This is a genomic window from Curtobacterium sp. MCBD17_032 (genome assembly GCF_003234855.1).
Taxonomy (GTDB): Bacteria; Actinomycetota; Actinomycetes; order Actinomycetales; family Microbacteriaceae; genus Curtobacterium.
Genome location: NZ_QKTO01000014.1, coordinates 37,782 through 61,517 on the forward strand (window position 1 = coordinate 37,782; position 23,736 = coordinate 61,517).

At 70.8% G+C, this 23,736-nt stretch carries 23 protein-coding genes; 9 read left to right on the forward strand and 14 right to left on the reverse strand.

The window, feature by feature from the left end; genetic code table 11:
* Positions 1 to 44 precede the first annotated feature (44 nt).
* The 4 genes from nrdF to nrdH form a co-directional block, all read right to left on the reverse strand.
* Positions 45 to 1,046 carry a class 1b ribonucleoside-diphosphate reductase subunit beta gene (gene nrdF, locus DEI91_RS14005; RefSeq protein ID WP_065963154.1) on the reverse strand — a complete coding sequence of 334 codons (1,002 nt, stop codon included), beginning with the start codon at positions 1,044 to 1,046 and terminating at the stop codon, positions 45 to 47.
* Between the two features lie 94 nt (positions 1,047 to 1,140).
* Positions 1,141 to 3,246 carry a class 1b ribonucleoside-diphosphate reductase subunit alpha gene (nrdE, locus tag DEI91_RS14010; RefSeq protein WP_111052881.1) on the reverse strand — a complete coding sequence of 702 codons (2,106 nt, stop codon included), beginning with the start codon at positions 3,244 to 3,246 and terminating at the stop codon, positions 1,141 to 1,143.
* Positions 3,247 to 3,263: 17 nt separating this feature from the next.
* Entirely contained in the window at positions 3,264 to 3,680 is a 417-nt protein-coding gene (gene nrdI, locus DEI91_RS14015; protein ID WP_111052882.1) for a class Ib ribonucleoside-diphosphate reductase assembly flavoprotein NrdI, read from the reverse strand.
* Positions 3,681 to 3,796: 116 nt separating this feature from the next.
* Positions 3,797 to 4,030 carry a glutaredoxin-like protein NrdH gene (gene nrdH / locus DEI91_RS14020; protein ID WP_058769310.1) on the reverse strand — a complete coding sequence of 78 codons (234 nt, stop codon included), beginning with the start codon at positions 4,028 to 4,030 and terminating at the stop codon, positions 3,797 to 3,799.
* Positions 4,031 to 4,407: 377 nt separating this feature from the next.
* On the opposite strand from nrdH, the gene DEI91_RS14025 reads away from it, so the two are divergent.
* Positions 4,408 to 5,613 (forward strand): MFS transporter, encoded by a 1,206-nt coding sequence (locus DEI91_RS14025; protein WP_111052883.1) that lies wholly within the window; start codon positions 4,408 to 4,410, stop codon positions 5,611 to 5,613.
* A 72-nt stretch (positions 5,614 to 5,685) separates the two neighbouring features.
* Here DEI91_RS14025 and DEI91_RS14030 read toward each other — a convergent pair whose 3' ends face one another.
* Positions 5,686 to 6,138, reverse strand: a complete 453-nt coding sequence (locus DEI91_RS14030) for a hypothetical protein (RefSeq protein ID WP_111052884.1) — start codon at positions 6,136 to 6,138, stop codon at positions 5,686 to 5,688.
* 140 nt (positions 6,139 to 6,278) lie between these two features.
* On the opposite strand from DEI91_RS14030, the gene DEI91_RS14035 reads away from it, so the two are divergent.
* Positions 6,279 to 7,097, forward strand: coding sequence for an aldo/keto reductase (locus tag DEI91_RS14035; RefSeq protein ID WP_111052885.1), 819 nt, complete (start codon positions 6,279 to 6,281; stop codon positions 7,095 to 7,097).
* Positions 7,098 to 7,168: 71 nt separating this feature from the next.
* Here DEI91_RS14035 and DEI91_RS14040 read toward each other — a convergent pair whose 3' ends face one another.
* Positions 7,169 to 7,498 carry a hypothetical protein gene (locus DEI91_RS14040; protein WP_111052886.1) on the reverse strand — a complete coding sequence of 110 codons (330 nt, stop codon included), beginning with the start codon at positions 7,496 to 7,498 and terminating at the stop codon, positions 7,169 to 7,171.
* Between the two features lie 465 nt (positions 7,499 to 7,963).
* Here DEI91_RS14040 and DEI91_RS14045 point away from each other — a divergent pair, with 465 nt between their 5' ends.
* Complete coding sequence (locus DEI91_RS14045; RefSeq protein WP_111052887.1) at positions 7,964 to 8,485, forward strand: ribonuclease H; 522 nt, start codon at positions 7,964 to 7,966, stop codon at positions 8,483 to 8,485.
* An 89-nt stretch (positions 8,486 to 8,574) separates the two neighbouring features.
* On the opposite strand, the gene DEI91_RS14050 is transcribed toward DEI91_RS14045, so the two are convergent.
* Positions 8,575 to 8,826: a DUF6458 family protein gene (locus DEI91_RS14050; protein ID WP_111052888.1), complete on the reverse strand. Its 252-nt coding sequence runs from the start codon at positions 8,824 to 8,826 to the stop codon at positions 8,575 to 8,577.
* A gap of 74 nt (positions 8,827 to 8,900) precedes the next feature.
* Positions 8,901 to 11,456: an RNA helicase gene (locus tag DEI91_RS14055; protein WP_111052889.1), complete on the reverse strand. Its 2,556-nt coding sequence runs from the start codon at positions 11,454 to 11,456 to the stop codon at positions 8,901 to 8,903.
* 105 nt (positions 11,457 to 11,561) lie between these two features.
* On the opposite strand from DEI91_RS14055, the gene DEI91_RS14060 reads away from it, so the two are divergent.
* Positions 11,562 to 12,575, forward strand: a complete 1,014-nt coding sequence (locus DEI91_RS14060) for an LLM class flavin-dependent oxidoreductase (protein ID WP_111052890.1) — start codon at positions 11,562 to 11,564, stop codon at positions 12,573 to 12,575.
* A 397-nt stretch (positions 12,576 to 12,972) separates the two neighbouring features.
* On the opposite strand, the gene DEI91_RS14065 is transcribed toward DEI91_RS14060, so the two are convergent.
* Complete coding sequence (locus tag DEI91_RS14065) at positions 12,973 to 15,555, reverse strand: beta-glucosidase (protein ID WP_111052891.1); 2,583 nt, start codon at positions 15,553 to 15,555, stop codon at positions 12,973 to 12,975.
* Positions 15,556 to 15,678: 123 nt separating this feature from the next.
* Between DEI91_RS14065 and DEI91_RS14070 the strand changes: the two genes are divergently transcribed.
* Positions 15,679 to 16,269: a TetR/AcrR family transcriptional regulator gene (locus DEI91_RS14070; RefSeq protein ID WP_111052892.1), complete on the forward strand. Its 591-nt coding sequence runs from the start codon at positions 15,679 to 15,681 to the stop codon at positions 16,267 to 16,269.
* 126 nt (positions 16,270 to 16,395) lie between these two features.
* Positions 16,396 to 17,250, forward strand: coding sequence for an NAD(P)-dependent oxidoreductase (locus DEI91_RS14075; protein WP_181439615.1), 855 nt, complete (start codon positions 16,396 to 16,398; stop codon positions 17,248 to 17,250).
* Between the two features lie 97 nt (positions 17,251 to 17,347).
* On the opposite strand, the gene DEI91_RS14080 is transcribed toward DEI91_RS14075, so the two are convergent.
* Both DEI91_RS14080 and DEI91_RS14085 read right to left on the reverse strand, forming a co-directional pair.
* Positions 17,348 to 18,901, reverse strand: a complete 1,554-nt coding sequence (locus DEI91_RS14080) for a methyltransferase (protein ID WP_181439616.1) — start codon at positions 18,899 to 18,901, stop codon at positions 17,348 to 17,350.
* Complete coding sequence (locus tag DEI91_RS14085; protein WP_111052894.1) at positions 18,898 to 19,263, reverse strand: helix-turn-helix transcriptional regulator; 366 nt, start codon at positions 19,261 to 19,263, stop codon at positions 18,898 to 18,900. Before DEI91_RS14085 ends, DEI91_RS14080 begins: the two co-directional genes overlap by 4 nt.
* A 125-nt stretch (positions 19,264 to 19,388) precedes the next feature.
* Between DEI91_RS14085 and DEI91_RS14090 the strand changes: the two genes are divergently transcribed.
* On the forward strand, positions 19,389 to 20,633 hold the full coding sequence (locus tag DEI91_RS14090; RefSeq protein ID WP_111052895.1) for an MFS transporter: 1,245 nt from the start codon (positions 19,389 to 19,391) through the stop codon (positions 20,631 to 20,633).
* Positions 20,634 to 20,666: 33 nt separating this feature from the next.
* Here DEI91_RS14090 and DEI91_RS14095 read toward each other — a convergent pair whose 3' ends face one another.
* Both DEI91_RS14095 and DEI91_RS14100 read right to left on the reverse strand, forming a co-directional pair.
* Entirely contained in the window at positions 20,667 to 21,167 is a 501-nt protein-coding gene (locus DEI91_RS14095) for a TIGR02611 family protein (protein WP_111052896.1), read from the reverse strand.
* A 117-nt stretch (positions 21,168 to 21,284) separates the two neighbouring features.
* Positions 21,285 to 21,620 (reverse strand): TraR/DksA C4-type zinc finger protein, encoded by a 336-nt coding sequence (locus DEI91_RS14100; RefSeq protein ID WP_111052897.1) that lies wholly within the window; start codon positions 21,618 to 21,620, stop codon positions 21,285 to 21,287.
* A 55-nt stretch (positions 21,621 to 21,675) separates the two neighbouring features.
* Here DEI91_RS14100 and DEI91_RS14105 point away from each other — a divergent pair, with 55 nt between their 5' ends.
* Positions 21,676 to 22,707: an LLM class flavin-dependent oxidoreductase gene (locus DEI91_RS14105; protein WP_181439617.1), complete on the forward strand. Its 1,032-nt coding sequence runs from the start codon at positions 21,676 to 21,678 to the stop codon at positions 22,705 to 22,707.
* Between the two features lie 107 nt (positions 22,708 to 22,814).
* Entirely contained in the window at positions 22,815 to 23,267 is a 453-nt protein-coding gene (locus tag DEI91_RS14110; RefSeq protein ID WP_111052898.1) for a DUF2510 domain-containing protein, read from the forward strand.
* A 31-nt stretch (positions 23,268 to 23,298) separates the two neighbouring features.
* On the opposite strand, the gene arfB is transcribed toward DEI91_RS14110, so the two are convergent.
* Complete coding sequence (gene arfB, locus DEI91_RS14115) at positions 23,299 to 23,721, reverse strand: alternative ribosome rescue aminoacyl-tRNA hydrolase ArfB (protein ID WP_111052899.1); 423 nt, start codon at positions 23,719 to 23,721, stop codon at positions 23,299 to 23,301.
* Positions 23,722 to 23,736 lie beyond the last annotated feature (15 nt).

The window sequence follows — 23,736 nt, forward strand, 5'->3', positions numbered from 1 at the left end:
CGCCGGCCGAAGCCAGCAGGGCGTCCCCATGAGTCACACCGGGATCAGAAGTCCCAGTCCTCGTCCTCCGTCACGACCGCCTTGCCGATGACGTACGACGAACCCGACCCCGAGAAGAAGTCGTGGTTCTCGTCCGCGTTCGGCGACAGCGCCGACAGGATCGCCGGGTTCACGTCCGTCGTCTCCTTGGGGAACATCGGCTCGTAGCCCAGGTTCATCAGCGCCTTGTTGGCGTTGTAGTGCAGGAACTTCTTGACGTCCTCGGTCAGCCCGACACCGTCGTAGAGGTCCTGCGTGTACTGCACCTCGTTCTCGTAGAGCTCGAACAGCAGGTTGAACGTGTAGTCCTTGATCTCCTGCTTGCGCTCCTCGGAAGCGCCCTCGAGACCCTTCTGGAACTTGTACCCGATGTAGTACCCGTGGACGGCTTCGTCGCGGATGATCAGGCGGATCAGGTCAGCGGTGTTGGTGAGCTTCGCGCGCGAGGACCAGTACATCGGCAGGTAGAAGCCGGAGTAGAACAGGAACGACTCGAGCAGCGTCGAGGCGACCTTGCGCTTCAGGGGGTCGTCGCCGGTGTAGTAGTCGAGGACGATCTGGGCCTTCTTCTGCAGGTTCACGTTCTCGGTGGACCAGCGGAAGGCGTCGTCGATCTCGGGCGTCGAGGCGAGCGTCGAGAAGATCGACGAGTAGCTCTTCGCGTGCACCGATTCCATGAACGCGATGTTCGTGTAGACGGCCTCTTCGTGCGGGGTGATCGCGTCGGGGATCAGACTGATCGCGCCGACGGTGCCCTGGATGGTGTCGAGCAGCGTCAGGCCGGTGAAGACCCGCATGGTGAGCTGCTGCTCCTCCGGCGTGAGCGTGTTCCACGACTGCACGTCGTTCGACAGCGGCACCTTCTCGGGCAGCCAGAAGTTGTTGACCAGCCGGTTCCAGACCTCGACGTCCTTGTCGTCCTGGATGCGGTTCCAGTTGATGGCACTGACCGCGCTGATCAGCGGGATGGACTTGCCCGTGGCGTGGACCGGGTCGGTGAGGGTCATGGCTTTCTTCCGGGTGGTGGTGGACGGAACGATCAGATGGACTGGAGGCGCGGGGCGGGGTCCGCCCCGCGCCTCCAGGAAGAGAGCAACAGTGCTACAGCATGCAGCTGACGCAGCCCTCGACCTCGGTGCCCTCGAGGGCGAGCTGGCGCAGACGGATGTAGTAGATCGTCTTGATGCCCTTGCGCCATGCGTAGATCTGGGCCTTGTTGATGTCGCGCGTGGTCGCGGTGTCCTTGAAGAACAGCGTGAGCGAGAGGCCCTGGTCGACGTGCTGCGTCGCAGCGGCGTAGGTGTCGATGATCTTCTCGGGGCCGATCTCGTACGCGTCCTGGTAGTAGTCCAGGTTGTCGTTCGTCATGAACGGCGCCGGGTAGTAGACGCGGCCGAGCTTGCCTTCCTTGCGGATCTCGATCTTCGACGCGATCGGGTGGATCGACGACGTCGAGTGGTTGATGTACGAGATCGAACCGGTCGGCGGGACGGCCTGCAGGTTCTGGTTGTAGATGCCGTGCTCCTGGATGGACGCCTTCAGCGCCTTCCAGTCGTCCTGCGTCGGGATGGTGATGTTCGCGTTGTCGAACAGCGACGCGACGCGCGGGGTGGCCGGCGTCCAGACCTGGTCGGTGTACTTGTCGAAGAACTCACCCGACGCGTACTTCGAGTCGCGGAAACCGTCGAAGGTCTCCCCCGTCTCGATCGCGATGTTGTTCGAGGCGCGCAGGGCGTGGAACAGCACCGTGTAGAAGTAGATGTTCGTGAAGTCGATGCCCTCTTCGGAGCCGTAGTAGACGCGCTCACGGGCGAGGTAGCCGTGCAGGTTCATCTGGCCGAGGCCGATGGCGTGCGACTTGTCGTTGCCGTCCTCGACCGAGCGGACCGACGTGATGTGCGACATCTGCGACACCGAGGTCAGGCCGCGGATCGCCGTCTCGATGGTCTTGCCGAAGTCCGGCGAGTCCATCGTCAGCGCGATGTTCAGCGAGCCGAGGTTGCAGGAGATGTCCTTGCCGATCTCCTTGTAGGACAGGTCCTCGTTGAAGGTCGTCGGGGTGTTGACCTGCAGGATCTCCGAGCACAGGTTGGACATGTTGATCCGACCCTTGATCGGGTTGGCCTTGTTCACCGTGTCCTCGAACACGATGTACGGGTAGCCCGACTCGAACTGGATCTCGGCGATGGTCGTGAAGAAGTCACGCGCCTTGATCTTCGTCTTCTTGATGCGCGAGTCGTCGACCATCGCGCGGTAGTTCTCGGAGATCGGCACGTCGCCGAACGGGACGCCGTAGACCTTCTCGACGTCGTACGGCGAGAACAGGTACATGTCCTCGTTGTTCTTGGCGAGCTCGAACGTGATGTCCGGCACGACGACACCGAGCGACAGCGTCTTGATGCGGATCTTCTCGTCGGCGTTCTCGCGCTTGGTGTCGAGGAACTTCATGATGTCGGGGTGGTGGGCCGACAGGTAGACGGCACCGGCACCCTGACGCGCACCGAGCTGGTTCGCGTAGGAGAACGAGTCTTCCAGCAGCTTCATCACGGGGATGATGCCCGAGGACTGGTTCTCGATCTGCTTGATCGGGGCGCCGGCCTCGCGGATGTTCGACAGCAGCAGGGCCACGCCGCCGCCGCGCTTCGAGAGCTGCAGCGAGGAGTTGATGCCGCGCGAGATCGACTCCATGTTGTCCTCGATGCGGAGGAGGAAGCAGGAGACGAGCTCGCCGCGCTGGGCCTTCGCGGTGTTGAGGAACGTCGGGGTCGCGGGCTGGAAGCGGCCGGCGATGATCTCCTCGACGAGGTCGATCGCGAGCTGCTCGTTGCCCTGCGCCAGGCCGAGGGCGGTCATCACGACGCGGTCCTCGAAGCGCTCGAGGTAGCGCTTGCCGTCGAACGTCTTGAGCGTGTAGCTCGTGTAGTACTTGAACGCGCCGAGGAACGTCTGGAACCGGAACTTCTTCGAGTACGCCAGGTCGTTGAGCTGCTGGATGAACTCGAGCGAGTACTGGTCGATCGTCGCCTTCTCGTAGTACTCGTTCTCGACCAGGTAGTCCAGCCGCTCCTTCAGGTTGTGGAAGAAAACGGTGTTCTGGTTGACGTGCTGCAGGAAGAACTGCTTGGCCGCCTCACGATCCTTGTCGAACTGGATGTTCCCGTTCGCGTCGTAGAGGTTGAGCATCGCGTTGAGGGAGTGGTAGTCCATCCCCGTCTGCGGCGACGTCAGATCGACGTCTGCAACTGCTGCGTCCAAAATGCATCCAATCCTGAGTTGACCGCCGACACGTCGTCAGGGGTCCCGAAGAGTTCGAATCGATAGAGCACGGGCACGTGGCACTTCTGTGCGATCACGTCACCCGCGAGACCGTAGGCCTCGCCGAAGTTCGTGTTGCCGCCGACGATCACGCCCCGGATGAGTGCCCGGTTGTGTTCGTCGTTGAGGAACTTGATGACCTGCTTGGGCACCGCTCCGTGGCCGTTGCCGCCGCCGTAGGTGGGGAGCACGAGCACGTACGGGCCGTCCGCGTGGAGGAACGGCTCACTCGGCAGGAGCGGGATCCGGTCTGCGTCACGGCCGAGCTTCTCCACGAACCGGGCGGTGTTGCCCGAGACACTCGAGAAGTAGACGAGGCGGCTCATGGTGCGCTCCCTGGTGAGGTGCGGACTGCGGACCGGAGGAGTGTGGCGGGGGCGGGACGAGCCTCCAGGCCGTCTGCCCACCACCGTGCGACGCGGGCCGAGCGGCCCGCAAGGCGTCAGGCCAGTTCGGCGCTGAGGGTCGCGATCTTGTCGGGACGGAAGCCCGACCAGTGGTCGTCGTCGGTCACGACGACGGGGGCCTGCATGTAGCCGAGGCTCTTGACGTGCTCGAGCGCGGCTTCGTCCGTGGAGACGTCGTGCACCTCGTACTGGATGCCCTTGTTGTCGAGCGCGCGGTACGTCGCAGTGCACTGGACGCAGGACGGCTTGGTGTACACGGTGACGGCCATGATCTCCCCTGGTTCTGGACCCCGAGGGGGCCCGACGTTCTGGTGCTGTGGTGAGGACGACGCTACTACATGTAGTGCCCGATGGCCCGATGGACCACTAGAGGAAGTGTTACACCCCTGTAGTTCTCCACAACGCCCTCCACAGTCTGTGGATTCCCGTGAGGCCCGGTTTTCCGCCACTCTCGCACCCACCACCGACACTTCCCACACCCCGTTGAGGGGGCCTGTCCACGGGTGTGGAAACCGTCTCGAGCACGTGCTGCCCGGCGTGTCTGAGAACGCTGCGCGGACAACCACCGATCGTCCTTCCCCCGGACAGGGGACACGGTCGTCCACAGCCCCTGCGGGCCGGTCCGTCCGGTCCGTACACTCGGAACGTGAGTGCGTACGGGTCCCTGTTGAAGACGCCCGGTGTCGGCCGGGTCATCGCCGCACAGCTGACCGCTCGCTTCCCGTTCGGCATGCTGTCGCTGGCCTACCTGCTGCACGTCGAGCACATCTTCCACTCGTACGGCGCCGCCGGACTCGTGCTCGCGACCACGAGCATCGGTCAGGCCCTCGCCGGGCCGTTGACGAGCCGGTGGATGGGCAGCTGGGGCATGCGTCCGGTCCTGGTCCTCACGAGCATCGTCGCGTTCACCACCATGGGCGTGATCGCCTTCTTCGTGATGCCGCTCTGGGCCTACGTCGTCATCGGGTTCGTCGGCGGCCTGGCCGTCCCGCCCGTCCAGCCCGCGGTGCGCACAATCTACCCGAAGATGGTGACGTCGAAGCAGCTCACCCCGCTCTTCTCGCTCGACGCCAGTGCCCAGGAGCTCATCTGGGTCGCCGGCCCGGTCATCACGACGTTCGTCGCGACGCAGATCGGCACGGTCGAGGCGATCGTCGTCGCGATGGTGTTCCTGCTCGTCGGCGGAGCGTGGTTCATCGCCTCCCCCGAACTCGGCCGCGTCCGCATCCCCCGCTCGAAGCGCGCCTTCGGTGTCGTCATGAAGCGCCCGGCGGTCGTCGTCGCGACCCTGACCGGTCTGCTCCTCATCGGGGCGTGCGCCGCGGTCGAGGCCAGCGTCACGAGTGTCTTCGGCGAGGGCAGCCCGAACGCCGGCATCGTCCTCGCGGTGTTCGCGGTCGGGTCGCTCGTCGGCGGCCTCGCCCTCGGCCACCGCCCGATCTCGAAGAACACGCTCTGGCTCCGGATGACGATCGTCTTCGTCGGCCTGGTCCTCGCCGTCGGCAACCCGACGTTCTGGTGGCTCTGCATCGCCCTGGTCATCGCCGGTGCGGGCATCGCACCGGCCCTCGCCGTGATGTTCGGCTCGGTGTCCGCGACGGTCAAGTTCTCGGACACTGCCGAGGCGTACGGCTGGATGGGCACCGGTCAGCTCATCGGAGCCGCCGGCGGCTCCGCGGTCGCGGGCTTCCTCATCGACAGCAACGGTCCGAGCGGTGGACTCATGGTCGGTGCGGTGATGGCCGCGGCCGGCGTCGTGCTGCCACTCGCGATGCGGAGCTGGCTGCCCGACCTCCGCGGCCGTGACGTGAGCCCCATCCCGGACACCGAGCCGGTCACGATCCCGAGCTGACGGCCCCCGGCGCACGAGGGGCGGGAGCGGTCCGTGCCGCTCCCGCCCCTGCCCCGCACGGGACACCCGACGTCAGACCCGCTCCGCGTACCAGTACGTGTCGAGCTCCCGGAACGGCGCGAACGTCGAGGCGAACGGCTTGCCGAACTGCAGCACGTAGTCCTGCTGGGGCTGGTCGTGCAGCGGGATGCGGATCGTGAACGAACCGTCCTCCGCCACCGGTGCAGACGTCTCGTACCCACTGCCGGCAGCGCCGCGGACGGTCGTCGGTCGGACCGGGTACGTGACGACGCCACGGACGACGATCTCGTCGCCGTCGAGGACGCTCGTCGTGATGGTCACGTTCCGACTCGTGTAGGCCGGTCCGGACGCCTCGGACACCTCGGTGGCCAAGGTCGCAACGGGCGGTGCCGGCGGGTGCGCGAGCGGGGCGGCACCAGCCGGGGTCGCGGCGAGCAGGGAGGCCCCGAGCGCCACGGCGACGCCCGTGGACGCGATGAGGCGGCTGGTCTTCGGCTTGGTCATGCGTTCTCCTTCGTCATGTGCTCCCGTCGGTCGACGGGGTGCGTCGATGCTGTCGGACCGCGCCTGTTGGTATCTCGTATGACTGCACATCACCGGTCGATGTGCCCGTCCCGGGAGGCCCGGCGCGGCAGGATGGGGACATGGTCACCTCCATCCCCCTCCGCGACGGCCGGAGCATCCCCGCCATCGGCTTCGGCGTCTACAAGGTCGACGACCTCGAGGCCGAGACCGCCGTCGGCCTGGCGCTCGACGCCGGGTACCGCCACGTGGACACCGCCGAGATGTACGGGAACGAGCGCGGCGTCGGGAAGGCGATCCGGGCCTCCCGGCTGGACCGCGACGACGTCTTCGTCACCACCAAGGTCTGGAACGACCACCAGGGTCGCGACGCGACCCTGCGCGCCTTCGACGCCAGCCTGGAGCGGCTCGGGCTCGACGCCGTCGACCTGTACCTCATCCACTGGCCGGCAGCCGCGAACGACCGCTACGTCGAGACCTGGCGCACGCTCGTCGAGCTGCGGGAGTCCGGCCGGGCGCGCAGCGTGGGGGTCTCGAACTTCCAGGTGCCGCACCTCGAACGGGTCATCGCCGAGACGGGCGAGGTGCCCGCGCTCAACCAGGTCGAGCGGCACCCGTGGTTGCCACAGCGCGAACTCATCGCCTTCCACGAGCAGCACGGCATCGCCACCGGGGCGTGGTCACCCCTCGGTCGCGGACGCCTCATCGAGGACCCGGTGCTCACCGGGATCGCCACCGCGCACGGGGTGAGCGTCGCCCAGGTGCTGGTCCGGTGGAACGTGCAGCAGGGCGTCGTCGTCCTGCCGAAGTCGGTCACGCCGACGCGCATCCGGTCCAACCTCGACGTGGACGGGTTCGTGCTGGGTAAGGACGAGCTCGCCGCCATCGCGGGCCTCGAGTCCGGGCAGCGCACGGGTTCCCACCCGGACGCGGTGTCCTGACGGAGGCACCCGGGCGATGACGGACGAGCCGGTCCGGCCGGGTGCGCGTCCGCGCCCGGACGGCCTGGCGCTCAGCCCTTGCGGTCCTCCTCGGACTGCCACGGCAGGTTGAGGTCACCGGGCTCCGGCTCCACGTCACCGGCGTCGTCGGCACCTCCGGTGCCCGGGGCAGCGACGATCTTCGACGGGTCGATGCCGTCCTCGCGCAGGTCGTCGTCGTCGCGCTGCTTCGTCTGGGACGCGTCCATCTCCCGCTCGCTCGAGGGGCTGTAGGACGTGTCGGCGGCCCGCTGCTCGCTGCCGCTGACACCGTCGACGTCGTCGCTGTGCGCCGCCGAGGCCAGGGCGTCGGACCGGTCGCGGTCGTCGGAGTGCTCGGGGCCTGCGATGTCGTTGCTCATGGTGGTTCCTCCCGTTTCCCCGAACGGTAGGCGGCGGAGGGTGGCCGGTTCCCAGGGCGTCGGGTTCGACCGGGGCACAACGGCGCCAGCCATCGTCACGAACGGCCGCCGGACCCGCGGGACCGACGCCCGACGACTCCGGAGGCACTGATGCTGTCCGGCAGTACGCGAACCCGGGCCTCGACCGGCTCCCGCGCGCGCGAGGACGTCGCGCTCCACGACGTTGCCGACAGAGACGCCCTCCTCGCCGCACTCCGCCAGCGAGCGGCCGCTGCCCCTCGGTCCGATCGCGCCGCGCAGCGGACGACGCGCCCGGTCACAGGGAGGCGCGACGAGCACAAGGGGGCACGAGGAGCGCAGCGGGACGCGATCCCGCACCGTCCCCGTCGACGCCCCGGAGGCACGCCCCGCCCCCGCAGGTCCGTTACGCTCGTCGGGCATTCGCCACCACCAGGAGGTCCCACCGTGACGATCGTCGCCGCCGCAGACGGCTCAGCCCTCGGCAACCCCGGCCCGGCCGGCTGGGCCTGGTACGTGGACGACGACCGATGGGCGGCCGGTGGGTGGCCCCGCGGCACGAACAACCAGGGCGAGTTGACCGCGGTCCTGCAGCTGCTCCGTGCGACCAAGGACACCGGCGAACCCCTGCACATCCTGTGCGACAGCCAGTACGCCATCAAGGCCTGCACCGAGTGGCTCGCCGGATGGAAGCGGAAGGGCTGGCGGAAGGCCGACGGCAAGCCCGTGCTGAACGTCGAGATCATCAAGGAGCTCGACGCCGAACTCCAGGGCCGCAAGGTCACCTTCGAGTGGGTCCGCGGGCACATGGGCCACGAGATGAACGAGGCCGCCGACGTCCGGGCCCGGGGTGCCGCGACCGCGTACCAGAACCGCACCGAGGTGCCGACGGGGCCGGGGTGGCCGGGCGTCCACGTCCCGGAGCCGGACGCGCTGCCCGAGGCCGTCCCGCCCGCGACGCTCTTCTGAGCCGAGCACGCAGCCGCACACACCACCCGGGCACACGACGAGGGCGGGACCGATCGGTCCCGCCCTCGCCGTTGTTCGTCCTGCCGGCGTCAGTAGGTGCCGTCGCGGCGGTCCTGCCGCGTGATCTGCTCACCGGACGCCGGGTCGACCCCGGAGCGGGTCGTGGTCGTGGTCCGACGTCCGCCGAAGCCGACCGCCAGACTGATGACGAACAGGATGACCCCGGCTGCGATGAGGATGTAGCCGATGAGCTTCAGGTCGATGCCCGCGAGTTGGTAGTCGACGGCGAACGCGACGATCGCGCCGATGACGATGAGGGCGATGCTGGAGCCGATACGCATGGGCGTTCCTTCCGTCGGGACCCCGACGGTACCGGACCGTGCACGCTCGTGTTCCGCCCTCGGTCGATCCGCCCTCAGTCCACGTCGACCTCGGCCCACCCGTCGAACCGGCCGATCTCGGTGACCCGGACGACGGCCTCCCCCGCCTCGTCGGAGGCGTCGAGGTCGATGGTGGCGGAGAACCCGAAGTCCTTGTCGCCCTCCGGGTCGGCGAAGATCTGCCGTGCCCGCCAGGTCCGGCCCTCCTCGGTGAGGACGAGGTACTGCATCGACCGGGCCTCGGCGTCGATGCCGACGGTGTCGTGCTCGTCGTAGTACTCCTCGAGCACGGCGTCCCAGGCGGAGCGGTCGAAGCCCTGCTGCGCGTCGAGTTCCCCGAGCGCGTCGATGTCGTCGCGGGCTGCGAGCAGCACCCGCTGGAACAGCGCGTTCCGCACGAGGACCCGGAACGCCCGGACGTTGCCGGTGAGGCGGGCGGGCTGCGGCGGGGCGATCTCCTCGTGTTCGGCCTCGGCGAGCGCGATGTCCCCGTTCATCAGGGCCTCCCACTCGTCGACGAGCGAGGAGTCGACCTGGCGCACGAGTTCGCCGAGCCACTCGGTGATGTCGTCGAGCTCCTGCGTGCGGTGCTCGTCGGCGATGGTCTGCCGCATGGTCCGGTACGCGTCCGACAGGTACCGCAGGACGAGCCCTTCGGACCGGGTGAGCTGGTAGTAGCGGACGTAGTCGCCGAAGGTCATCGCCCGCTCGTACATGTCGCGGACGACCGACTTCGGGGAGAGCCGGAAGTCGAGGACCCACGGCTGCTCGTCCGCGTAGCTCTCGTACGCGGCCGTGAGGAGTTCGTCGAGCGGCTTCGGCCAGGTGACCTCCTCGAGCAGCTCCATCCGCTCCTCGTACTCGATGCCCTCCTGCTTCATCCGGGCGACCGCTTCCCCGCGCTCCTTGAACTGCTGCTGCGACAGGATCGCACGCGGGTCGTCGAGGGTCGCCTCGACGATGGAGACCATGTCGAGCGCGAAGGTCGGTGACTCGGGGTCGAGCAGCTCGAAGGCCGCGAGCGCGAAGGGCGACAGTGGCTGGTTCAGCGCGAAGTTCGCCTGCAGGTCGACGGTGAGCCGGTAGCGCCCGTCCACCTTCTCGATCACCCGGGCGTTGATGAGCGTCCGCGCGATGGTGAGCGCCCGTCGGGCCATCGCGAGCTGCCGTGCGCGTGGTTCGTGGTTGTCGAACACCAGGGAACGGACGTCCTGGAACGCGTCTCCTCCGCGGGCGACGACGGAGAGCACCATCGCGTGCGTGATGCGCATCCGCGACACCATCGGCTCGGGCTCGGCGGCGATGAGGCGCTCGAACGACGCCTGCCCCCAGGACACGAAGCCCTCGGGGGCCTTCTTCCGCTTGATCTTGTTCTTCTTCTTCGGGTCGTCCCCCGCCTTGGCGACGGCGCGGGCGTTCTCGATGTCGTGCTCTGGCGCCTCGGCGACGACGTCGCCCTCGGTGTCGTACCCGGCGCGACCAGCGCGACCGGCGATCTGGTGGAACTCGCGTGCGGAGAGCTGCCGCATCTTCGTGCCGTCGAACTTCGTCAGCCCGGTGAACAGCACCGCGCGGATGGGGACGTTGATCCCGACGCCGAGGGTGTCCGTGCCGCAGATCACGGGCAGGAGTCCGCGCTGGGCGAGTTGCTCGACGAGCCGCCGGTACTTCGGCAGCATGCCCGCGTGGTGCACCCCGATGCCGGCCCGAATCAGACGAGACAGGGTCTGCCCGAAGCCGGCGCTGAAGCGGAAGCCGGCGATGGCCTCCGCGATCTCGTCCCGGCGCTCCCGACTGGCGACCTTGGCGGACATGAGCGACTGCGCGCGTTCGAGGGCCGCCGCCTGGGCGAAGTGCACGATGTAGACCGGCGCCTTGCGCTCCTCGAGCAGGCGCTCGACGGTCTCCTGCACGGGTGTCATCACGTACTCGTAGGCGAGCGGCACGGGCCGTGAGACGCCGGTCACCCGCGCGGTGGGGCGACCGGTCCGTCGGGAGAGGTCGTCCGCGATCGTGGTGACGTCCCCGAGGGTGGCCGACATGAGCAGGAACTGCGCGCGTTCGAGCACGAGCAGCGGCACCTGCCACGCCCACCCGCGGTCGGCGTCGCCGTAGAAGTGGAACTCGTCCATCACGACGACGTCCACGTCGGCGTCCGGACCCTGACGCAGCGCGAGGTTGGCGAGGATCTCGGCCGTGCAGCAGACGATCGGGGCGTCCGCGTTGACCGCCGAGTCGCCCGTGACCATGCCGACGTTCTGCGCGCCGAACAGGTCGACGAGCTGGAAGAACTTCTCGGACACGAGGGCCTTGATCGGTGCGGTGTAGTAGCTCCGCTTGCCCTCGGCGAGCGCGGCGAAGTGTGCGCCCGCCGCGACGAGGGACTTGCCGGTGCCGGTCGGGGTGCTCAGGACGACGTTGGCGCCCGACACGAGTTCGATGAGCGCTTCGTCCTGCGCAGGGTAGAGCGGTCGACCGCCGGAGGCGGCCCACTCGGCGAAGGCCAGGTAGACGGCGTCGGGATCGACGACACCGCCCTCTGCCGCCGGCAGTGCGGCGACGAGCGGAGGGACGGTGGTGACGTCGGTCATGTCCCCATCCTCCCAGCACCACGCGTCGCCGGTCCCGGGAGGCCCGCATCCCGTGGACAGGTCCCGCACCTTCCGCAGATCCATACGCCCGCATAGACTGCTTCCGTGCGCGAACTCGGCTTCCTCTCCTTCGTCCCGAACCACGGCGGCGCCCCCGGTGCTGCGAGCGCACTCGAGGACGGCCTCCGGCTGTTCCAGGCCGCCGAGGCGCTCGGCTACGGCACCGGCTGGGTGCGCGGTCGCCACTTCGAGCCCTTCCTGACGAGCCCGATGACCTTCTTCGCCGCCGCCGCCCAACGGACGAGCACGATCGGCTTCGGCACCGCCGTCCTCGGGATGCGGTACGAGGACCCGGTCCGGCTCGCCGAGGACGCCAGCACGGTCGACCTGCTCAGCGGCGGGCGCGTGCAACTCGGCATCAGCACCGGGATCGCCGGCTACGGCCCGATCCTCGACCCGGTGTTCGGCGCGTCCGAGCGGTCGTTCCGCGACGAGGCCGAGGCCCGCGCCGCCCGACTGGTCGAGGTCCTGCGCGGCGACGCCCTGGGGTCCGCCGGGCAGGGCTACGAGTCCATCCCCGCCGGCGCCGAGCTCACCCTGCAGCCGCAGAGCCCGGGCCTGCTCGACCGCGTGTGGTGGGGCGGCGGGAGCATGGGCACCGCGGTGAAGACGGCCGAGAAGGGCCTGCTGCTGCACTGCTCGACGCTGAACACCGAGGACACCGGCGCCCCGTTCGCCGAGGCACAGGCCGACCAGATCGCCGCGTACCGCGCCCGGTTCGCCGAGCTGCACCCGGAGCGCACTCCGAAGGTCGCCGTCGGGCGCATCATCGTCCCGCTCCTCGACGACGCCGACCGTGCCGCGCACGAGGAGTTCCTCACCGGGTACGCGTCCGGCATGGACGACGAGGGCCGACCGCTCTCCGGCCCGCCCTTCCGCTTCAGCCGTGTGCTCTCCGGCGAGCCGGCGGCGATCGTCGACGCGCTGCTGGCCGACCCGGCGGTGGCGGCGACCGACGAACTCGTCGTGACCCTCCCGGCCAACGGGGACCGGGCCTCCCACGAGCGGATCCTGCGGATCGTCGCCGAGGAGATCGCGCCGTCGGTGCGCACGGCCTGAGGGGCGAGGGCGCCGCGGAGACGGTGCCGCTGCGCGGCGCGACCGACGCAGACGTCCGGCGGGGCCGTCGGGGTGGTGGGTCCCGAGGCCCTCCCGCCGGACGACCATCCCGTCCCTGATCCACACGGGATGGTGGAGCCATCGTTCCACCGTGCGCGCGGTTTGTCACACAGACCGCGCAGATCGAGGATGCGCCCCCGCACGAGGTGCGGGGGCGCATCGGGACGCATCAAGCCCGGCGGGGCGCCGTCGACCGGATCAGGAGGCCGAGGCGCACGCACGACGAGCCGTGGGTGATGCGCGCGTCGCCGGTAACCAGCCGACTGACGCACCTCCGATCGTACCCGGCGGGTCCGTCCGTGCGCGGAAAACGGACCTGTCTACGGGGCGACGCCCCTCACTCCAGTTCGAGGGACGCCCGACCGGCCTCGTCGACGACGGACGCCCCGACGTGGAGGGTGAACGTCCCGGGCTCGTACGCCCAGCGCCCGTCCCGACCGCCGTCCCAGTGGGCGAACGCACGCGCGGGGACCTCGATCGACACCTCGGTGGACCCGCCCGCCTCGAGCCGGACCGGAGCGAAGCCGACGAGCCACCGCACCGGCCGGTCCACCGACGACTCCGCCCGCGACGCGTACACCTGCACGACGTGCTTGCCCGCACGATGCCCGGTGTTCGCGACGGTCGCGGTCACGATGACGGCGTCGCCCTCGGTGACGGTCGGGGTCGCCGCGACGCCGTCGATCGTCCACGTGGTGTAGCCGAGGCCGTGCCCGAACGGGTACGCCGGCTCGGTCCCGGCACGGAGCCACGCCCGGTACCCGATGTGCACGCCCTCGTCGTACGACACCGCCCCGTCGACCGGCGTGACGTCGAGCACCGGGACGTCCGCCATGGTCGCCGGCCAGGTGGTCGGCAGGCGTCCGCCCGGCTCGCGTGCTCCGGTGAGCACGTCGGCGAGCGCGTTGCCGTACTCCTGCCCGCCGAACCAGGTGAGCAGGACCGCGGCGACCTCGTCCCGCCACGGCATCTCGACGGGCGAGCCGGCGTTCACCACGACGACGGTCGCCGGGTTGGCCGCGGCGACCGCGCGGACCAGGTCGTCCTGGTGGCCGGGCAGCGCGAGGGAGGTCCGGTCGTAGCCCTCGGACTCGACCCTGCTGTTCGTGCCGACGACCACGACCGCGACGTCGGCCCGCGACGCGGCGGACACGGCTGCGGCGACGAGGTCGGCGGGGTCGTCGTCGGAGGGCTCGGTCCCGAACTGGTAGGCGAGGACCCCACCGAGCGTCTCGTCCTGCACGACGTCGTGTTCGATGCGGATCACGACCCGCTGTCCGGCCGCCACCGCGACGGGGACCGAGCGCGCCGGCGGGTTGAGGAACGCGGCACCGAGCTGGTCACCCTTGAACGGCACGTCCTCGTCGAGCAGGAGCTCCCCGTCGATCCACATCCGCGAGCGTCCGGCAGCGCCGATCCCGATCCGCACGGTGCCGTCCTGCTGCGCCGTGTACGTGGTCGTGATGTCCAACCGGTCGGCCTCGCGGGTGGGGGCGTCCCCGCCGAACCAGAACAGGGCGGTCGCGCGACGGTCCTCGGCGTACAGCTCCGACCCGTCGCGCATGAAGGCCACCCGGGCGCCGGGCTCGCCGGTCACCGGGTTCGTGATGGTGTCGAGCGGGAACTCGGCGATGCCCTCCTGCACGACGGCCCCGATCGCGTACTCGACCGTCGCCGCCGGGAACGCGGCCCGGATCCCGTCGAGCGGGGAGACGACCGACTCCGGGACGACGGTTGCGGACCCGCCGCCCTGCGTGCGCGCCTGATCGGCGTTGTGCCCGATGACCGCGATGCGGGACACCGCGGCGGGGTCGAGGGGCAGGACACCGGTGTTGCGCGCGAGGACGGTGCCCTCCGCCTCGGCCTCCCGCACGAACGCGATGCCGTCCTCGACCGCGGGAGCCGATGCCGAAGCCGAGCCAGCGGCCCCGGCACCGGCACCGGCACCGGCACCGGCACCGGCACCGGCACCGGCACCGGCACCGGCACCGGCACCGGCAGGCTCCGCGTCGCCGAGCCCGGACAGGGCCCCGACCCGGGCGGCGAGCAGCAGGATGCGGCGCACCTTCCGGTCGATCGCCGCCATCGGGACCTTCCCCGACGCGACCGCGGCCAGCAGGGGCCCCTCGCTCCACCACGGGTTCGGTCCGGGCATCGCGAGGTCCTGCGACGCCCTCGCCGCCTCGACCGACCGCACCCCGGTCCAGTCGGACACGACGACCCCGTCGAAGCCCCACTCGCTGTTGAGGGGCGTCTCGAGCAGGTCGTTCTCCGACGCGGTCACGCCGTTGACGGCGTTGTACGACGACATGACGGCCCACGCGTGCGCCTCGGTCACGGCCTTCTCGAACGCCAGCAGGTACAGCTCGCGCAGGGCACGCTCGGACACCTCGGTGGACGCGGTGAAGCGGTCGGTCTCGTAGTCGTTCGCGATGTAGTGCTTCGGGGTCGCCGCGACGCCGCGCTCCTGCACGCCGGCGACGTAGGAGGCCGCCAGGTCGCCGGTGAGCACCGGGTCCTCGCTGAACGCCTCGAAGTGGCGACCGCCGAGCGGTGAGCGGTGCAGGTTGATCGTCGGACCGAGGACGACGTCGACGCCCTTGCGTCGGGCCTCCAGGGCGGCCGCCCCGCCGTACCGCTTCGCGATCGCGCGGTCCCACGACGCGCTCAGCGCGGTCGCGGACGGCAGGTTGAGCGACGGCTCCCGCTCGTCCCACACCTCACCGCGCACACCGGACGGTCCGTCCGACATGAGGACCCGGCGGAGCCCGATCTCCTCGATCGGCCACGTGGTCCAGAAGTCCCGGCCGGTGAGCAGCTGCACCTTCTGCTCGGTGGAGAGCCGGCCGAGGAGCGCGTCGATGTGCTCACCGAGCGGGTCGGAGGCTGCTGGGGTCGATGCTGCGGGGGTCGCGGTCACGGTGGTCGGTCCTTCCGTCGGGGACGTACCGCCGAGCGCCGTCGTCGGCAGTGTCCTCACGCTAGCACCAATCCCTACTGCTATTCGGTTTCTGGTCGCGCCGCCGGGCGGTACTCTCTCGCCATGGCACGACGGGGTTCGTACGCGAAGGGCATCGCCAAGCGCGAGGAGATCCTGTCCGTCGCGCTCGACCTCGTCGCCACGCAGGGGTTCCGGCGCACGAGCATCAAGGACATCGCGGACGCGGTCGGCCTCACGCAGGCAGGGCTCCTGCACTACTTCGACTCGAAGGACGAGCTCTGGGTCGCGATCCTCCGCCGCCGCGACGAGCTCGACGACGCCGCACAGTGGGACGCGCCGGACTTCGCAGCACTCCTCGCCGCGGTCGTCCGACACAACGCCGAGGTTCCGGGTCTCGTGCAGATGTTCGTCAACCTGTCCGCTGCGGCGGCGACCGACCCGGACCACCCCGCGCACGCCTACTTCCGCGAGCGCTACGAGACCACGCGCAGCCGGATGACCGACGACTTCCGCCGGATGCAGCAGGACGGTCGGCTCCGCGCCGACCTCGACCCGGAGGAACTGGCCAGCGTCCTGCTCGCCACCTCCGACGGCATGCAGATCCAGTGGCTGTACGACCCGACGCGGGACATGGCCGAACACGTCGAACTCGTCAGCCGCCTCGCGATGGCCCAGGTCACCGCCGGCTCCTGACGGCCGCCCGGGAGGCCCGACCCCCGTCCCGACACGGGTACCGCCCGTGCCTGGTTGCGTCCACCGCCCGCGGTGCAGGATGGGAGCGACCCGACCCGGGTCTCGACGAGGACGTGGAGGAACGCGATGACGCGTGTAGTGGTGACCGGTGGCAGCGGCAAGCTCGGACGGGCGGTCGTCCGCGACCTCGACGAACACGGCTACGACGTCGTGCTGATCGACCGGGTGCCCTCGCCGGACAAGCCCGAGCGCGTGCAGTTCGTCCGCACCGACCTGACCGACTACGGCCAGGTCCTCAACACCCTGATCGGCGTCGACGACCGCTACGACTCGGTCGACGCCGTCGTACACCTCGGCGCCGTCCCCGCGCCGGGCCAGGTGCCGGACGTCGCCCTCATCACGAACAACGTGACCGCGTCCATCAACGTGTTCCACGCTGCCCGCGCGGCCCCGATCCGGAACGTGGTGTGGGCCTCCAGCGAGACGCTCCTGGGCATCCCGATGGGTGAGCACCACCCGCCCTACCTGCCCGTCGACGAGGAGTTCGCGGTCCGCCCGCAGTCCTCGTACTCGCTCGGGAAGGCCGTCGAGGAGGAGATGGCCCGCCACTTCACCCGCTGGGACCCGCAGCTGAAGATGATCGGCCTGCGCTTCTCGAACGTGATGGACGAGACGGACTACCCGGCGTTCCCGTGGGACGCGACCCCCGAGGCGAAGACCTTCAACCTGTGGTCGTACATCGACTCCCGCGACGGCGCCCAGGCGGTGCGCAAGGCCGTGGAGAGCGAGCTGACCGGCTTCGAGGCGTTCATCATCGCCAGCCCGGACACCGTCATGGACACCCCGACGCTCGAGCTCGTCGAGCAGTACCTGCCGGACATCGAGCGCCGTGCGGACATCGACGGCGTCAGCTCACTGCTGTCCTCCGACAAGGCCCGCGAGCTCCTCGGCTACGCCCCCGAGCACACCTGGCGCCGCTGAACTCCCGCGGGACGCCACGTCGGCGACGTCGCGCACCGCGATCGCGCTGCGGACGGTCGCCGACGTTGCGTGTCGCGGACGTTGCGTGTCGCGGACGTCAGGCGGGGAGGAGCAGGCCGTCGAGCACGAGGTCGCGGAGGCGCGGCACCAGGTCCGCGCTGAGCGCCGCCTCGTCCACGCCGGTGAGCTGGGCGATCGCCCCGACGATCCGGCCGACGGCCAGCTCCCCGTCGGCCGCCCCGACGAACGCGGCGAGCGCGGTGTCGGCGTCGACCCGGCGGCCGAACCCCCCGCCCTGCACGAGCGTCATCACCGTGGGGTCGTCGTTGCCCGGCCAGTAGTGCCGCTCCTCGGTGACGTCCCCGGCGACGCGGAGGTGGGCGTCCACGAAGGCCCGGTCGTCGTGGGCGGCGAGCCAGCTCACGGCGTCGAGGGCCCGGGCGACGGTCGCGCCGAGGCCGGCGGGGTTCGACCCGAGCACCTGTGGGAGGCGCTCGAAGCGCCGGAGCGGGGTCGGGCCTCCGGGGCGGGCGGACGGCGCACGCACCACGACGTAGCCGAAGCCGACGCCGGTGACGTGCCGGTCGCGGAAGTCGTCGAGCCAGGCGTCCACCAGGGCGTCGAACTCCGGCGAACCGGGCTTCGTGCCGCCGTCGCGGATCCAGGTCTCGGCGTAGGCGGGCGGGTCCTCGCGCTCCCGCTCGACGACCCAGACGTCCAGGTCGGTGTCCGCGAACCAGGACCGCACCCGGTCGAGGCCGTCCGTCCCCCAGCGGTGTTCCCAGTTCCCGAGCAGCTGCGCCGTCCCGCCCGGCGCGAGGTGCTCGGCGAGGCCCCGGAGCACGGTCTCGACCAGGGCGTCGCCGACCATCCCGCCGTCGCGGTACTCGTAGGCGGGGACGCCCTCGCGGCGGGGCGTGATGACGAACGGCGGGTTCGACACGATCCGGTCGAACCGCTCCCCCGCGACGGGCTCGAAGAGGGAGCCGCGGCGGAAGTCGATGCCGTCGACGCCGTTGAGCTGCGCGTTGAACCGGGCGACGTCGAGCGCCCGGACCGAGATGTCGGTGGCGACGACCTCGTCGGCGAAGCGGCGGGCGTGCATGGCCTGGATGCCGCACCCGGTGCCGAGGTCGAGCACCCGGCGGACCGGCACGGGCAGCTGCAGGCCGCTGAGCGTCGTGGTGGCCCCGCCGATGCCGAGCACGTGCTCCTCGCTGATGGCGTGGCCGAGGGCGACTTCGCCGAGGTCGGACGCGATCCACCAACTGCCGGCGCCGAGGTCGTCGACGAAGGCGTAGGGGCGGAGGTCCAGTGCGGGCACGACCTGGTCGGCCTCGGCCCGGAGCACCCCGGCGGCGACGAGCGGGTCGACGTGCGTCGTCAGGAAGGCCGTCTCGGCGTCGGACCGCGACACCGGCAGCCCGAGCACGAACAGCGTCGCGATGGTCGACAGCGGCGTGGTCGGACGGTCGGCGAGGGCTCGGAGGGCTGCGACCCGGGTGCCGCGGTGCAGCGCCGCCGCGGCCTCGGTCCCCCAGAGCGCGTCGACGCCCTCGACCGTGTAGCCGGCGGCGGTGAGGTCCGCGGCGAGCGCCGACGTCACGACGGGGTCGGCGACGACGGCGGGGAGGCGGGACGGCGCGCTCACGCCGCGGCCTCGGCGCGCACGAGCCCGACGGGGACCTGCCAGTCGAGGACGAGGCCGAGGAGGCCGGGGAAGCGCTGCTCGACGTCCTCGGTCCGCACCCGGCTCACGCGGGTCAGCCCGTCCAGGTGCTGCTCGAGGAGCCCGGCTTCGCGGAGGACGCGGAAGTGGTGCGTCAGCGTCGACTTCGGCCGGTCGATGCCGACCCACCCGCAGGAGCGCTCCCCGCCGGCGGCGTCGACGAGGTAGCGGTGCAGGATCGACAGCCGGATCGGGTCGGACAGGGCGTCCATCACCACGGGCAGGTCCATCTCGGCCGGCGACGGCTGGGGCAGCCGTTCGGGGGCATCGTCGCGCTCGGGCATGGACGGGACGCTACCACCGTTCCCCCACCTGTACGACTTGCGTCGTACAGCCACGATGCGGTACCAATGCGGTACCACCCGGTACGACTCCGCTCGTACTGGACCATCACGACGGAAGGGACCCCATGCAGTCCACGCGCTCGGTCGCCGGGTTCTGGATCATCGCCGCCATGCTGCTCGTGTCGCTGGCGTCCTCGGCCGTCCCCTCCCCGATCTACCCCGTCTACGCGGCCGAATGGCACCTGACGCCGCTCATGCTCACCGCCGTGTTCGCCGTCTACGTCGCCGGGCTCCTGGTGAGCCTGCTCGTCGCGGGACGCCTGTCCGACCACGTCGGCCGGAAGCCGGTGCTCGTCGCCGGTGGCGTCGGCCTCACCGTCTCGCTCGGGCTCTTCGCGGTCGCCGACGGGTTCGGTGCGCTCGTGCTCGACCGCGTCGTGCAGGGCGTGTCCGTCGGGTTGCTCATCGGCGCCCTCGGTGCCGCACTCATCGACAACTCGCTCGAGCGACACCCCGCTCTCGCCGGCGTGCTGAACGGGGCGGTCCCGCCGATCGCCCTCGCCACCGGCGCCCTGTCGAGCGGTGCCCTGGTCGAGTGGGGTCCCGCGCCCGAGCAGTTCGTCTACCTGCTCTTCGGTGCGCTCCTCGTGCTCATGCTCGTCGCGCTCGTCGTCGTCCCCGAGCGCGTCACCCGCCGCCCCGGGGCCCTCCGGTCCCTCCGCCCGACCATCGCCGTGCCGCGGTCCTCGCGCCGGCTGTTCCGCGGTGTCGCCGGGTCGCTCATCGCGAGCTGGGCCTTGGGCGGGCTGTTCCTGTCGCTCGTGCCCTCGGCCCTCGGCGCGGTCTTCGGCATCGACGACCACTTCGCCGCCGGTGCCCTCATCGCCGTCGTCACCGGGGTCGGCGCGGCGACCGGCATCGCCACGCAGCGGCTGGACGCCCGCATCGGCGTGCTCATCGGTCTCGTCGCGCTCGTCCTCGGGCCCGTCGTCACGATCGGGTTCGTGTTCGCCCAGTCCCTGCCGGGCCTCGTCGTCGGCAGCGCGATCGCCGGCGTCGGCTTCGGGGCCGGCTTCCAGGCGCCGCTGCGGATGCTGCTCGCGACCGCCGCGCCGACCCACCGTGCGGGACTGCTCTCCACGATCTACGTCGTCAGCTACCTGGCGTTCGGCGTGCCCGCGGTCATCGGCGGTCTGCTCGAACCGACGGTCGGCCTCGTGCCGGTGCTCGCCGGCTACGGCGCATTCATCGTCGTCGCGGCCGGCATCGCCCTCGTGCTGCAGCTCACCTCGACGGGCACCGTGGCGGTCGAGGAAGCGGCAGCCGACGCCGTCGAGCGCACGGCGACGGGATCGGTCCGCACGGTCTGAAGCGGCTGCGGGCGGCGCGTCGCGACGGGCTCGCTAGAGACCGGGTCGCGCGGTCCGACCGCGGGGGCGCGGGACGCCGACGTTCCGGTGTGCCTCGGCGTGGGCCGCGTCGACGTCCGCCTTGCCCTTGTCGGCCGCGTCCCGCATCCGCTTCGACGGGGCGTGGTGCTTCGCCCAGTCCCAGAACCGGTGCAGCTTCGCCCGCAGCCAGGTGATGATCCGGTGGAAGAAGTGGAACTCGCTCGCCAGGACCGTCAGGCCGATGAACACGACCAGCCACCCGGGCCCGGGCAGCGGCACCAGGGCGAGCCCGACCACGACGATGAGCCCGCCGACGATCCCGACCAGGACCTTGTAGAAGAGGTGCACGTGCGGCCGGGCGTGGATCCAGGTCCGCAGGTCACGGAACCACTGGAAGCGCTGACGCCCGCCGTCGGCCTGCTCGCTGCGGCCGGACGTGTCGGATCCGTCCGCGGCTGCTCCGTCCGCGGCAGGACCGGCACTCCGGGGAGGCTCAGTCGGGTCGCCGTGCATGTCCGCACGCTAGGGCGCGCGGCTGGGAAACCGCGGCGCATCGGGTCCGCACCAGGTGGGTGTCGCGAGCCGACGCTGCAGCGGTGAGCCGGGCCTCCAGACCGGCCGGGAGGCCCGTCACGCGTGCGCGACGCAGGTCGCGGCCCACGGGACCGCGGCCAGGCGCGCCTCCGGGATCGGTTCCCCGCCCACCGCGCAGCGTCCGTAGGTGCCGTCGTCGAGGCGGCGGAGGGCCGCGTCCACCTGGTCGATCCGTCGGCGTGCGTCGTCACGCACGGCACCGAGGGAGCCGCGCTCCCAGGCCAGGGTCGCCCCCTCCGGGTCGTGCTCGTCGTCGGTGTTCGCCCCGTCCCGGGCGTCGCTGACGTCCCGCATGCTGCGCTCGACGTCGGCCAGGAGCTTCGTCGCCCGGACGCGTTCACCGTCGAGGGCGGCGCGCGGGTCGAGGTCCATGGGGACGACCGTAGTCGGACGGAATGGTCCCCGACCCGTCGACGTTCGCCTGAACATGACGAAGATCGGGTTCCTCTCCTTCGGACACTGGCGCGACGTCCCCGGGTCGAAGGTCCGCAGCGGCCGGGAGGCCCTCGTGCAGGCGATCGACCTCGCCGTGGCCGCCGAGGAGGCCGGTGTCGACGGCGCGTACTTCCGGGTGCACCACTTCGCACCACAGCAGGCCGCGCCCTTCCCGCTGCTGTCCGCGATCGCCGCCCGGACCGACCGCATCGAGATCGGCACCGGCGTGATCGACATGCGCTACGAGAACCCGCTGTACATGGCGGAGGAGGCCGCTGCGACCGATCTCATCTCCGGCGGCCGACTCCAGCTCGGCGTGAGCCGGGGGTCACCCGAGACCGCCCTCGCCGGCTACCGGTCGTTCGGGTACGTCCCCGAGGCCGGCGACGACAACGGCGCGGACCTCGCCCGCGACCACACCGCGGTGTTCCGGCGTGCGATCGCCGGCGAACCGATGGCGAACGCGAACCCGCACATGACCGGCGCCGTCGGGTCCCTCGCGGTGACGCCGCTGTCCGACACGCTGGCCGAGCGGATCTGGTGGGGAGCCGGCACCCGCGCGACCGCGGAGTGGACGGCCGAGCAGGGCATGAACCTCATGTCGTCGACCCTGCTCACCGAGGACACCGGCGTGCCGTTCGACGAGCTGCAGGCGGAGCAGATCGCGCGCTTCCGGTCGACCTGGGCCGACATGGGCTGGGAGCGCCGGCCCCGGGTCAGCGTGAGCCGCAGCATCATCCCGATCATCGATGACGAGTCGCGCCACTACTTCGGCGTCCGCGCCCAGGTGGAGGGTCAGGACCAGGTCGGACACCTCGACGGCGGCCTCGCCCGGTTCGGCCGCTCGTACATCGGGGAGCCCGAGCATCTCGTCGCGGAGCTCGCGGCGGACCGCGCCGTCCGGGAGGCCGACACCGTCCTCGTGACCGTGCCGAACCAGTTGGGTGTGGACTTCAACGCCCGACTGCTCGCCGCCGTGAAGGACGTCTTCACCGAGGTGGACGCGGCACCGGCAGCGGTCTGAGGAGCGGGTCCCCCGTTCTGCCGACACCCGGTCTGGGGCTGCGGCGCGGGATCGTGACGGGTAGCGTCGAACCGCACTGACGACCCCGTACAGACCAGGAGTTCCCCGTGACGTTGCCGGCCGCCGGCTGGTTCCCGGACCCCCGTGACACCGCTCGACTGCGGTGGTGGGACGGGCACGCCTGGGGCGAGACCACCCGGGTGCTCCCGCGCGTCGTCCCCGAGCCCGCGCTGCAGGCCCTCGCGGTGTCGAGCGGTCCGGCCTTCTCGGTCGAGGCGGTCGGTCGGCCGACCGAGGTGCAGTCGTGGGCGTACGGCAGCACCGAGCGGCGGTTCTGCGTCTTCGCGGTCGTCGCGGTGCTGTTCGCCGTCGTGTCCCTCGTGCTGAACCCGTGGGGCGCGAGCAGCCTCCTCGCCGTGGTGGCGGGCGTCGTCGCACTCCTGCGCCCCGGCGCGACCGGAGCGTGGCGGGTCGTCGGGCAGAGCGTCGGCACCTCGGCGCTCGTGCTCGCCGTCGCGACGGGCGTGGTCGTGCTCAACACCCACCTGCATCTGTTCTGACGAACCGGCGCATCGCCGCGGTCGCCACTCGTCAGTCGTCGGACGGACGCCGTCGCTGCTGCTTCGTCGCGGACCGCTGCTGCTTGGTCGCGAGACGCCGACGCTGGGAGCCGCGCGTCGGCCGGGTCGCGCGTCGCGCCGGGCCGGGCGGGGCGAGGGCGTCCCGCAGGATCTCGCGGAGGACGTGGAGCGCGGCCTCACGGTTGCGGAGCTGTGACCGCCGTTCCGACACCGTGACCGTGACGGCGCCCGCGACCGCTCGGCGGCCGACCCGCTCGAGGATGCGCATCCGCTGCTCCTCGGTGGGCGCCGAGGACGACGCGACGTCCCACGTCAGCTGGACGCGGCTGTCGGAGGTGTTGACGTGCTGACCCCCGGGGCCGGACGACCGCGAGAACCGCCAGCGCAGCTCGGCCTCGGGGATCGTCAGCCCCGGCCCCACCTCGAGGTCCATGCGCCAAGAGTCGCA

What these genes read in the sequence shown, in the direction of transcription:
- nrdF (WP_065963154.1), bottom strand. Translation starts at nt 1,046, where the DNA reads ATGACCCTCACCGACCCGGTCCACGCCACGGGCAAGTCCATCCCGCTG.
- nrdE (WP_111052881.1), bottom strand. Translation starts at nt 3,246, where the DNA reads ATGGACTACCACTCCCTCAACGCGATGCTCAACCTCTACGACGCGAAC.
- nrdI (WP_111052882.1), bottom strand. Translation starts at nt 3,680, where the DNA reads ATGAGCCGCCTCGTCTACTTCTCGAGTGTCTCGGGCAACACCGCCCGG.
- nrdH (WP_058769310.1), bottom strand. Translation starts at nt 4,030, where the DNA reads ATGGCCGTCACCGTGTACACCAAGCCGTCCTGCGTCCAGTGCACTGCG.
- DEI91_RS14030 (WP_111052884.1), bottom strand. Translation starts at nt 6,138, where the DNA reads ATGACCAAGCCGAAGACCAGCCGCCTCATCGCGTCCACGGGCGTCGCC.
- DEI91_RS14035 (WP_111052885.1), top strand. Translation starts at nt 6,279, where the DNA reads ATGGTCACCTCCATCCCCCTCCGCGACGGCCGGAGCATCCCCGCCATC.
- DEI91_RS14040 (WP_111052886.1), bottom strand. Translation starts at nt 7,498, where the DNA reads ATGAGCAACGACATCGCAGGCCCCGAGCACTCCGACGACCGCGACCGG.
- DEI91_RS14050 (WP_111052888.1), bottom strand. Translation starts at nt 8,826, where the DNA reads ATGCGTATCGGCTCCAGCATCGCCCTCATCGTCATCGGCGCGATCGTC.
- DEI91_RS14055 (WP_111052889.1), bottom strand. Translation starts at nt 11,456, where the DNA reads ATGACCGACGTCACCACCGTCCCTCCGCTCGTCGCCGCACTGCCGGCG.
- DEI91_RS14070 (WP_111052892.1), top strand. Translation starts at nt 15,679, where the DNA reads ATGGCACGACGGGGTTCGTACGCGAAGGGCATCGCCAAGCGCGAGGAG.
- DEI91_RS14075 (WP_181439615.1), top strand. Translation starts at nt 16,396, where the DNA reads ATGACGCGTGTAGTGGTGACCGGTGGCAGCGGCAAGCTCGGACGGGCG.
- DEI91_RS14085 (WP_111052894.1), bottom strand. Translation starts at nt 19,263, where the DNA reads ATGCCCGAGCGCGACGATGCCCCCGAACGGCTGCCCCAGCCGTCGCCG.
- DEI91_RS14090 (WP_111052895.1), top strand. Translation starts at nt 19,389, where the DNA reads ATGCAGTCCACGCGCTCGGTCGCCGGGTTCTGGATCATCGCCGCCATG.
- DEI91_RS14095 (WP_111052896.1), bottom strand. Translation starts at nt 21,167, where the DNA reads ATGCACGGCGACCCGACTGAGCCTCCCCGGAGTGCCGGTCCTGCCGCG.
- DEI91_RS14100 (WP_111052897.1), bottom strand. Translation starts at nt 21,620, where the DNA reads ATGGACCTCGACCCGCGCGCCGCCCTCGACGGTGAACGCGTCCGGGCG.
- DEI91_RS14105 (WP_181439617.1), top strand. Translation starts at nt 21,676, where the DNA reads ATGACGAAGATCGGGTTCCTCTCCTTCGGACACTGGCGCGACGTCCCC.
- arfB (WP_111052899.1), bottom strand. Translation starts at nt 23,721, where the DNA reads ATGGACCTCGAGGTGGGGCCGGGGCTGACGATCCCCGAGGCCGAGCTG.